Annotated in this window: 8 protein-coding genes; 6 read left to right on the top strand and 2 right to left on the bottom strand. The window is 40.4% G+C overall.

All coding sequences use genetic code 11. From position 1 onward, the window contains the following. Positions 1–7: 7 nt before the first annotated feature. Together DXD04_RS03560 and lnb are read right to left on the bottom strand one after the other, a co-directional pair. Entirely contained in the window at positions 8–1591 is a 1584-nt protein-coding gene (locus DXD04_RS03560) for an alkaline phosphatase family protein (RefSeq protein ID WP_117670943.1), read from the bottom strand. Next, positions 1591–2700 (bottom strand): lipoprotein N-acyltransferase Lnb, encoded by a 1110-nt coding sequence (gene lnb / locus DXD04_RS03555; RefSeq protein WP_229035312.1) that lies wholly within the window; start codon positions 2698–2700, stop codon positions 1591–1593. The genes DXD04_RS03560 and lnb overlap by 1 nt, the downstream gene beginning before the upstream one ends. Positions 2701–2980: 280 nt before the next feature. On the opposite strand from lnb, the gene DXD04_RS03550 reads away from it, so the two are divergent. The 6 genes from DXD04_RS03550 (at position 2981) to DXD04_RS03525 (ending at position 10501) form a co-directional block, all read left to right on the top strand. Next, positions 2981–3706, top strand: coding sequence for a type III pantothenate kinase (locus DXD04_RS03550; protein ID WP_117670939.1), 726 nt, complete (start codon positions 2981–2983; stop codon positions 3704–3706). Continuing rightward, positions 3696–4967, top strand: a complete 1272-nt coding sequence (gene bamG, locus DXD04_RS03545; RefSeq protein ID WP_117670937.1) for a BamG family beta-barrel-assembly machinery protein — start codon at positions 3696–3698, stop codon at positions 4965–4967. Before DXD04_RS03550 ends, bamG begins: the two co-directional genes overlap by 11 nt. 39 nt (positions 4968–5006) lie before the next feature. Further along, positions 5007–6368, top strand: coding sequence for a tetratricopeptide repeat protein (locus DXD04_RS03540; protein WP_117670935.1), 1362 nt, complete (start codon positions 5007–5009; stop codon positions 6366–6368). A gap of 4 nt (positions 6369–6372) precedes the next feature. Beyond that, a complete protein-coding gene (gene lptC / locus DXD04_RS03535; protein WP_117670933.1) occupies positions 6373–6993 on the top strand; it encodes an LPS export ABC transporter periplasmic protein LptC in 621 nt (206 codons plus the stop codon). Between the two features lie 10 nt (positions 6994–7003). Further along, positions 7004–8260, top strand: coding sequence for a hemolysin family protein (locus DXD04_RS03530; RefSeq protein WP_117670979.1), 1257 nt, complete (start codon positions 7004–7006; stop codon positions 8258–8260). A 102-nt stretch (positions 8261–8362) separates the two neighbouring features. Then, positions 8363–10501 carry a peptidylprolyl isomerase gene (locus DXD04_RS03525; protein WP_022053866.1) on the top strand — a complete coding sequence of 713 codons (2139 nt, stop codon included), beginning with the start codon at positions 8363–8365 and terminating at the stop codon, positions 10499–10501. Positions 10502–10571 lie beyond the last annotated feature (70 nt).

The raw sequence follows: 10571 nt of genomic DNA, 5'->3' as shown, positions 1-10571 counted from the left end.
ATACTATTTATTTACGAATATTAATCATTGGAGCCTCCGAACAAGCATTTGGCGCTCGTATGCGCATGAAATGAGCTAAAGTGGGTACAATTGAAGTAATTTTTACCGGAGAATAAAGCTTTTCAGGCTTAACATCAAATCCCATAAACACAAGCGGAGCCGCAGTATATGCTTCACGAACCACTTCTACCTTCTGAGAATATTCGTTGACCACAGACCATCCCGGCATTACTTCTACATAAATATCGCCCGAGCAATTTGGATTATATGTATTTCGAATTTTTCCAATCTTCGGAGTCCAAGCTCCCAAAAGCAAACGCTGTGCTGAATAAGCATTCTGTACCCCACTCATTTGCACCACAAATTCAGAGGAACGCGTCATCACTTCCACCAAATTCAGCTTGCGCTCTTCTATCAGTTTGTGATTCAAATAAATTTGTCGGTCATAATACGTCTCCACATATTGGCCTTGTCCATAAAGAGCCATTAAATACATGTTCAGTAAAGCTGCACAACGTTTAATGTGAAATTCTCCACCTGGAATCTTGTATTTAACCGGATCCACAGGTTCCGGATCGGTATAACCCGTAGAAGTGATAAAGAATAAGATATTACGAAGCCCGATCTTACGGTCTATCAAATCCAACAAATCTCCAATGCTGTTATCCAGACGGACATACATGTCCTGTATTTCCATCGCATATTCCGTATTGGGCTTGTGATCATAATTTCCTGCATAATAAGACAATGTCAGCAAATCCGGAGCTGCATCCTGCCCGATTTGCGTATTGCTTAAGCATGCATTTACCAGACGGTTTACCTCGTCATTTACATATGGACTTGTCTTAAACTTTTTATATTTATCCAGACGTTCATCCGAGAAATTATGCTTAAAGCTAAGCTGCTTGGTTTCAGTAGTGATATACTGATAAGAAGTTACCGGCAAATAAGGAAGCCACTCCAAATTATTGATACGAAAATCAAGTCCTTCCTTATCATTATAATTGCTTACCCACAACGGGCAATCTCCATAATAAGTCGTACCAGCCCACTTCCCGGTTTCATCATTCAACCAGAAAGCACCATTTGCTGCATGGCCGGCAGCCAAAATAGCCATTTCACGAGTCGGTGCAATAGAATAAACTTCAGCCCGTCCCTGAGTAGCTACCTTCAATTCATCCGACAAGGTGGAACAACGCAACAACTTAGCAGAAGAGCTTTCCGATGTATATACCCCCATAAAATCCTGGTCATCTACCGATTTTATAATCCGTAAAGACCCACGGTCCATCCAGCGGTTAGAAGGAATACCATTATAATAAGGTGTAGTACCTGTATAAATCGAAGCCGTAGCAGACGAACGGTCTACATTGATAAAATCATATTCCGCATTGGTATATATACGTCCTTCTTTTAAAAGGCGCTTAAATCCTCTCTCCCCATACAATGCCGAAAAAGCTTCTATGTAGTCTGCCCTCAGCTGGTCAATCGTCAACCCCACCACCAATTTTGGAACTGGAGAAGGAGCCTGCGCCTGAATTCCAGAGATGACAAATACAGTCAATAAAGATGTCAGTATACGTTCTTTCATTACTTTTTATTCAATACTAATACATGGCTTGCAGCATTTACCAGCAAACCGAGTGCCAAAGGTAATACTGTTAAATTAAAATCTTGCGGTAAAAACGGGAATAGCACTATAAAAAGTGTTAAATACACGAGATTACAAGTATGATACAAGTCTTTTTTATGTTTTAACTCACGATAAATCATAAAAGGCAGGTAAAACAATGGCAACGGATTAAACAAAACCAACAACCAGTTTGAACCTACAGTCGGATGAGAAGAGACGAAAAACAGGAAGGCAATAATACAACCAGCTATTCCTTGAGCTGCATACAATAAGATATCCCATCCCCAGAAAATCGTTTGTTTCTTCCACTGGAAGAATCCGATAATTACATTCAAAAGCAAAAATAAAGTAGCGGTTACCATCGGACTTATTCCCCAGGAAGATTCTGCTTCCAATTCGGCATCCACAATCTTTTCCTCACGCAAGACCAAAGGCCGTCTGCCTCCGTCTGGAGTCTGAATGTATGCATCCTGAGCAAAATAACGCATATAAAACGGAGCAAACATTTGCTGCCTTATATCTATCGGCTTATCAGCTTCCGCTCCAAGACACAAATCTATACCTAATTCATCCCACGGAGAGCCTTTGGTAAATTCATGCACAATTCCTCTAAAAGTTTTATGCCAACTTACGGAAGGATACACGACTTGTCCCTGAATGCTTTTTTCTATCTGATCACGAGCACGGGTCGTACAATTATCATAGAAATAATTATAACGATAAATTCTGTTTTCCGGAAGATAATTGTCCTGAAGCAATTTCAGCAACGACATTTTCTCCGAATATGTCAAATTCAGGATCTGCTGATAAACCGAAGAGCCCCTGAATGCATATTCCGATTCAAAATAAGGATAAGGTGTAATTCCTAACTGGTAGTCTGTTTCACCTTTTACAAAGCGATATACAAAATGCGGCGTATTGAAACTAAACATTCCATAATTAAACACCAAATCCACGCCTCTGGAAAAATTCTGATAACGAATAGCTGTATGACCAAAAAGTGCATAGATTTCATTGCCCGGCGCACAAGTCAGCAAACTGAACTGAATGCTATCAGTTTGCGGCATTTTTTCCACATTATCCGAGATTTCTCCCCTAACCCTTACCGGAGAGAAAAGGCAACTTATCAAGACCACCCAACACAGAAAAACAAGCTTCTTTTTCATAAACAAATACAAATATCACCAGACACCGGTATATCCTGAAGTATCTGAATAATTCATAATATTTTTTTTCGCATGCAAAAATACACGGATTCTACCATAAGAGCGAAATAAATAATCAGTTTTATTGATGTGCATATCCAAAATTTTATCTTACTTTGCAGGCGAAACAAAGAAAGAAAACGTGAATCTAGTAATTGATATTGGTAATACTGTAGCAAAACTGGCAGTATTTGATGGTGATAAAGTGGTGGAGGTTTTAAGAGGGTCCAATCATTCGCTGGACTGGCTGTCAATGTTATGCAACAAATATCCAATCGAAAGAGGTATCATAGCATCGGTTATCACACTCAGTAACACCATACGACGCCAATTGGCGGGAGTGCCATTTGAAATCATTGAGCTGAACCACCTGACTCCTATTCCCATCCGTAATTTATACAAAACGCCCGAAACTTTGGGCATGGACCGACTGGCAGCCGTAGTGGGTGCCAACTACCTTTCACCCGGAAGAAATCTGCTGGTAGTAGATGCAGGAACTGCACTGACCTACGAGTTTATAGATGCAGAAGGGAATTACTGGGGAGGAAATATTTCACCCGGAATATACACTCGTTTTAAAACACTGAACGCCTGTTGCGATAAACTTCCTTTAATTGAAAGAAAAGGCGAGACACCCGAATTTGGATTTGACACGGAGACGGCAATCCGTGCCGGAGTCATCAGGGGAATAGAATTCGAAATCATTGGCTACATCACCCTGCTGCAAAAGAAATATCCCGACCTTTTGGTTTTTTTAACTGGAGGAGATAAATTTTCTTTTGATACAAATTTAAAAAGTATCATCTTTGCAGATAGATTTTTAGTATTGAAAGGTTTAAACAGAATATTGAATTATAATGTTAAGTAAGAAAATACTTGTTGGTTCATGGCTTTTAGCTAGCTCTACAGTGGTGTGTGCGCAAATAAGCACTAACTCACCTTATACACGTTATGGACTTGGGGACATGTTCGACCAGAGCTTTACAAACAATGCAGCAATGGGAGGAGTAGGTTATGCACTCCGGACACCCGAGCATATAAATGCCATGAATCCAGCTTCTTATACGGCTGTCGATTCTCTTTCTTTTATTTTTGATGCCGGAATGTCTTTAAAAAGTTCCAACTTTCAGGAAGGGAAATACAAAGCCAATGCCAAGAACTCCAGCTTCGACTATATCGGAATGCAGTTTCGCTTGCATCCTAGACTGGGCATGACGATTGGATACACTCCTTTTTCTACAGTGGGGTATAACTTTACCCGTTCAAAAGAAATAGAGAATAGCAGCGATGTTACCATATCCAATAATTTTTACGGAGATGGAGGATTGCAGCAAATTTTTGGAGGTGTTGGATTCAAGATTCTGGATAATTTATCTATCGGTGCTAATATCGGTTATTTATATGGTAAGCTCAATTACCAGACGACAGCCAGTCTCAGCAACGGTGGCGACCAGACCATAACCTACAATACAGTATCTATCAGCAGTTATAATGCAAGCTTTGGTCTTCAATATACCCAGCCGATAAACAAACAAAATGAATTGACTTTAGGTCTTACCTATAGTTTAGGACATACCCTAAACGGGCATGATACCCAAGGGACACAGATTACTAACGGAACTAATTATTCTGTCGTAAACCAGCAACAAATAGATGACTCTTACGGAATACCTCATATATATGGAGGAGGTTTAGCCTGGAAACATAAAAAGAATCTGACAGTAGAAGTGGATTATACGCTGCAAAAATGGAGCGGAGTAAAATACAACAATCGGACAGATTTATACCAAAACCGTTCTAAAGTAGCCATCGGAGCTGAATTTTTACCAAAAGAATTCGGACGAAGCTATCTTAGCCGTATACGCTATAGAGCGGGTGCCTATTATGCGAACTCTAATCTCCAAATTCCAGTGTCACAAAATATGATAGACGGTCCTAAAGAATATGGTGTCAGCGTCGGATTAGGTTTACCGTTAAAGCTATACCAACGAAACAGCGTATTAAGTATTACCGGACAATACATCCATGCCAATCCTTCTGTAAGCGACATGCTATCGGAAAACCGATTTGTCTTGAAAATTGGATTGACATTCAACGAACACTGGTTCATGAAATGGAGAGTAAATTAATATGAAAATAAACACAATGAACAACTAATCTTACATACGATGAAAATGAAAATGTTTACAATGCTGTGTGCTTTATCTTTGGGTACCACAGCAGCTTTCGCTCAGAAAGGTGTAGAAGACGGATCTCGTTTCGGACATGGAGAAGACAGTATCCGTTGTTTGCAGAACATCAGTATTTACAGTGAATACGTAAAGACTGACAACTTTACAGATGCATACAAGCCTTGGATGGCTGTATTTACAGAAGCACCTTTAGCTCAGGTTAGTACTTATACAAACGGAGCTAAGATTTTGCGTGCTTTAATTGCCAGTTCTAAAGATGCTGCTCAGCAGAAAAAGTATCTGGATGAATTGATGGCTGTACATGACCAACGTATCAAATACCTTGACGGATTGAACCAGTTGGTAAAAACTCCTACTACAAAAGGTTCTATCCTTGGTATGAAAGCTCACGATTACATCATCTTCTCAGGTGCTAATGTTGACGTAAACAAGGCATACCAGATGGTAAAAGAAGCCGTTGATTTGGAAAAAGCTACATCTGATTATTTCATGTTCCAGGATTTGATGGATATCTCTGCTCGTAAATTAAAGAGTGATGACACTCATAAAGAACAGTTTATTCAAGACTACCTGACAGCATCTGGTTATGCAGATGAAGCTCTGAAAGCTGCTACTAAAGAAAGAGACAAAAAACTGCTGAAAACAGCAAAAGATAACGTAGATGCATACTTCATCAACAGTGGTGCTGCAAGCTGCGAAAACTTGCAGGCTATCTATGGCCCGAAAGTAAGCCAGAACAAGACAAATCTGGATTACCTGAAGCAGGTTATCAATGTAATGCAGATGCTGAAATGTACAGAAGAAGAAGCTTATTTCGTTGCTTCTGAAGCTGCACATGCGATGGAACCTACAGCAGCAACAGCCGCTGGATGTGCTTACATGTACTACAAGAAAGGTGACTTGGACAAGAGCGTACAGTACTTTGACCAGGCTATCGAACTGGAACAGGAAGCAGAAAAGAAAGCAGACTATGCATATAGTGCAGCAGTGGTATTGTTCAGCAAAAAACAGTTGAGCAAGGCTAAACAATATGCAAACAAAGCTATCTCTTTCAACGGAAGCTACGGAAAAGCTTATATCCTGATTGCACAGATGTATGCATCAAGCCCGAATTGGAGCGACGAAGCAGCTTTGAACAAATGTACTTACTTTGCAGCCATCGATAAATTGCAGCGTGCAAAGAGCGTAGATCCTAGCGTAGCAGAAGAAGCTCAGAAGCTGATCAATACATACGCCGGACATACTCCGAAAGATGAAGACCTCTTCTTCCTTGGTTTGAAGAAAGGTAACTCGGTAACAATCGGCGGATGGATTGGTGAAACAACAACCATCAGATAAGTATATGTCAATCAGACTTAAAGAACACATATATAAATTATTTATCAACATAACAGTTGCCACATGGGCAACTGTTATGTTTCTTTTTGTTCCTGCATGCGGGAGCAAAGAAAAACCTACTGCTGCAGCCGTAAAAGAAGGAGACTCTCTTCCCGACATGCGTACTACAGGAGTAACTACCCTCGTATCTGACTCAGGAATGATCAGATACAAGATTATTACAGCAGAATGGCTTATCTACAGCCACCGGAATCCTCCGTTCTGGGCGTTTGAAAAAGGAATCTATCTGGAGAAATTCGACAGTCTTTTCCATGTAGATGCAAGTATCAAAGCTGACACAGCTTATTACTACGAGCCCAAGAAACTATGGGAGCTACGTGGAAACGTCCATATTCAAAGCCAAAGAGGCGACAAATTCGACACGGAACTAATGTTCTGGGATCAGGACAAAGAGAAAATCTATTCTGATAAATTTATCCGTATCGAACAAATTGACAAGGTACTGACTGGATACGGTTTCGAATCCAATCAGCAAATGACCGAATACCAAATCTATAACAACACGGGAATCTTTACCGTTGAAGACAATGCTGTCCAGGCAGACAGCACACAAACTTCCAAATAAAACTATTAGTATGGAGCTTATCATCCAACTACTTATATCTATGGTGTTTTCAGCCTATTTTTCAGGTATGGAAATCGCCTTTGTATCTTCCAACAAATTACGTTTTGAAATGGAAAAGACGAACAATGTATCGTCTTATATCCTTTCCGTATTCTACCGACACTCTAATAATTTCATTTCCACCATGTTGGTAGGAAACAACATTGCATTGGTCATCTATGGTATCTTGATGGCTCAACTTATTGAACATTATATACTTGCAGATGTGATTTCAAATCAGGCACTGCTTGTTCCTATAGAAACCGTAATTTCCACATTGATTATTCTTGTCACTGGAGAATTTCTTCCCAAAACACTCTTCAAGATTAATCCTAACGCTACTCTGAAATTTTTCAGCGTACCGACATTTGTATGCTACATCATACTCTACCCCATCAGCCGTTTTTCATCGCTGCTTTCAAGCGGTATTCTTCATCTTGTGGGGGTAAAGACAAACAAAGAAGACCGGGAAAAGGCATTTACCAAAGTCGATCTGGATTACTTTATCCAAAGTAGTATCGAAGAAGGAAAAGAGGGAGAAGAAATTGACAATGAAATCAAAATATTCCGCAACGCACTTGATTTCTCCAATGTCAAAATACGTGACTGCATGATTCCACGAACGGAAATCATAGCTGTGGATTTTGATACTCCGCTCACTGAACTTAAAAAGGTATTTATTGAAAATGGTATCAGTAAGATAATCGTTTACAAAGAAAATATCGACAACATTGTGGGATACATTCATTCATCTGAAATGTTCCGCAGCAACAACGAATGGCAAAACGGTATTCGTAGCATTCCCTTTGTGCCAGAAACAATGGCTGCCCACAAACTGATGCGAATATTCAAACAGCAAAAGCGATCACTGGCTGTAGTAGTAGACGAGTTTGGAGGCGTTTCAGGTATCGTGGCACTGGAAGATCTGATTGAAGAAATTTTAGGCGACATTGAAGATGAACATGATACCACATCCATCGTCGCAAAGCAGATATCGGAAAACGAATACATCTTCTCCGGAAGAATAGATATAGAAAAAGCCAATGAAACCTTTGGCCTGAATCTGCCTGAGAGCGAAAACTACCAGACCATCGGTGGACTTATTCTGAATGAATGTCAAAGCATACCCAAAGTAAACGACGTCATTCAGACTGAGAATTTTACCTTCAAAATTATCAAAGTAAGCGCCAATAAAATAGAATTGGTCAAACTGTTTACCACGAAATAAGCATTTTTTTGAGAGAAAATAGTGACTAAACAGTATTTTTTGTATCTTCGTGCGCTAATAACAGAACTATAAAAACAATAAACAAAAAAATAATAACTTTAAATGGCAACTTTACAAAAAATTCGAAGCAAAGGACCTTTGTTGGTCATCGTAATCGGTCTTGCCCTTTTTGCATTTATTGCCGGTGACGCATGGAAAGTACTCCAGCCGCACCAAGGTAAACAAGACGTAGGAGAAGTGAACGGGGAAGTTCTCAGTGCACAAGATTATCAGAAAATGGTGGACGAACTCAGTGAAGTCATCAAACTGACCAATGGATTGAATTCGCTGACAGAAGACCAGTTGAACAATGTAAAAGATCAGGTATGGCAAAGTTATGTCAACAACAAGCTGATTGCTGAACAGGCAGAAAAATTAGGCTTGAAAGTGACAGACGCTGAAATACAGAGCATCATTGACCAAGGCACACACCCGCTGCTGATGCAGACTCCTTTCCGCAACCCCCAGACTGGTATGTTCGATAAAGATATGTTGAAGAAATTCCTGGTAGATTATGCAAACCTGAATGCAAGCCAAATGCCTGCACAGTATGTAGAATACTATCAGAAAATGGGTGCTTTCTGGCAGTTTGTAGAAAAGACTTTGGCACAAAGCACTTTGGCTGAAAAATACCAGAACCTGGTAACAAAATCTTTAATCTCTAACCCTGTAGCTGCTGAAGATGCATTCAACTCACGCACAGAACAGAGCGACCTGTTGTTAGCTGGTGTTCCTTACAGCTCTATCAATGATTCTACAGTTCAGGTTTCTGACAGTGAAATCAAAGACCGCTACAACGAAAAGAAAGAACAGTTCAAGCAGCTGGTAGAAACACGCGACATCCGTTACATCGACGTAAAAGTAGTTCCGTCTGATGCAGACCGTAAGGCTGTAGAAAAAGAAGTAACTGAGTACAGCAACCAATTGGCTAGCACAACAGCTGATTTTGGAACTTTCGTTCGTTCTACAGGTTCTTCAGTAAACTACTCTGATGTTCCGGTAAGCAAATCCGTATTTCCTGCAGACGTAGCTTCACGCCTCGACTCTACAAATGTAAACGAAGTATACGGTCCTTACTACAATCAGACAGACGATTCATTCAATGCATTCAAGTTGCTTGCAAAAGTTTCTTCTCCTGACTCAATTCAGTTCCGTCAGATTCAGGTATATGCTGACACTGAAGAAAAGACAAAGACACTGGCCGACAGTATTTACAATGCATTGAAAGGTGGTGCTGACTTCGCAGCCGTAGCTAAGATTTACGGACAGACAGGTGAAGCAACTTGGGTAAACGCACAGAGCTGGGAAGGTTCTGAACTGGATGCAGACAACAGCAAGTTCATCAACACATTGCTGAACCAGCCTGTAAACGAACTGGCTAACCTCAACATGGGACAAGCTAACCTGATTCTGCAGGTAATGAACAAGAAAAGCATGCAGACTAAATACAAAGTAGCTGTCGTTAAACGTGAAGTAGAATTCAGCAAAGAAACTTACAATGCAGCATACAACAAATTCAGCCAGTTTGTAGCACAGAACACTACTATCGACTCAATGGTGAAGAATGCAGAAGAAAGCGGTTATACACTGATGCCTCGCACAGACCTTTCAAGCGCAGAACACTATGTAGGTGGCGTACGTTCTACTCGTGAAGCACTGAAATGGATTTTTGCTGCGAAACCAGGTGAAGTTTCTCCGCTGTATGAATGTGGTGAAAACGACCATCTGATGGTAGTTGCTCTTGACAAGATTCATGAAGCCGGTTATCGCGACATCAACTCAGTAGCTGAAATGCTGAGAGCTGAAATCCGCCGCGATAAGAAAGCTGAAAAGATTATGGAAGAAATGAAGAAGTATAATTCCATTGCTCAGGTGAAGGGAATGAAGGATGCTGTAAGTGATTCTGTAAAACACGTTACATTCAGTGCTCCTGCTTACATTTCAGTTACACGCAGCAGCGAACCGGTTATCGGTGCTGTAGCTGCTAAGACAGCTGCCAACAAGGTAAGCGCACCTATCAAGGGTAATGGTGGAGTATACATGATTCAGGTATACGCAAAAGAAAAAGGAAGCGAGAAGTTTGATGCAAAACAAGAAGAAACTACATTGACTAACATGGCTGTACGTATTGCAGGTAACCAGTTAATCAATGACTTGTATCAGAAAGCAAAAGTTGTAGACCAGCGCTACCTCTTCTTCTAATGCTTAGTTGAATTAATAAGAATCCTAAATAAAAACAGACCGTTTTGAATGTGAAAGCATCAAAACGGTC

Source organism: Phocaeicola plebeius, assembly GCF_003437535.1.
GTDB lineage: Bacteria > Bacteroidota > Bacteroidia > Bacteroidales > Bacteroidaceae > Phocaeicola > Phocaeicola plebeius_A.
Note: the sequence above shows the minus strand (reverse complement) of the source record. Positions and strands in the feature narration are given on the sequence as shown.

Excerpts from the sequence above, each read along its gene's own strand:
- DXD04_RS03560 (WP_117670943.1), bottom strand. The coding sequence starts at position 1,591 with ATGAAAGAACGTATACTGACATCTTTATTGACTGTATTTGTCATCTCT.
- lnb (WP_229035312.1), bottom strand. The coding sequence starts at position 2,700 with ATGCCGCAAACTGATAGCATTCAGTTCAGTTTGCTGACTTGTGCGCCG.
- bamG (WP_117670937.1), top strand. The coding sequence starts at position 3,696 with ATGTTAAGTAAGAAAATACTTGTTGGTTCATGGCTTTTAGCTAGCTCT.
- DXD04_RS03540 (WP_117670935.1), top strand. The coding sequence starts at position 5,007 with ATGAAAATGAAAATGTTTACAATGCTGTGTGCTTTATCTTTGGGTACC.
- lptC (WP_117670933.1), top strand. The coding sequence starts at position 6,373 with ATGTCAATCAGACTTAAAGAACACATATATAAATTATTTATCAACATA.
- DXD04_RS03530 (WP_117670979.1), top strand. The coding sequence starts at position 7,004 with ATGGAGCTTATCATCCAACTACTTATATCTATGGTGTTTTCAGCCTAT.
- DXD04_RS03525 (WP_022053866.1), top strand. The coding sequence starts at position 8,363 with ATGGCAACTTTACAAAAAATTCGAAGCAAAGGACCTTTGTTGGTCATC.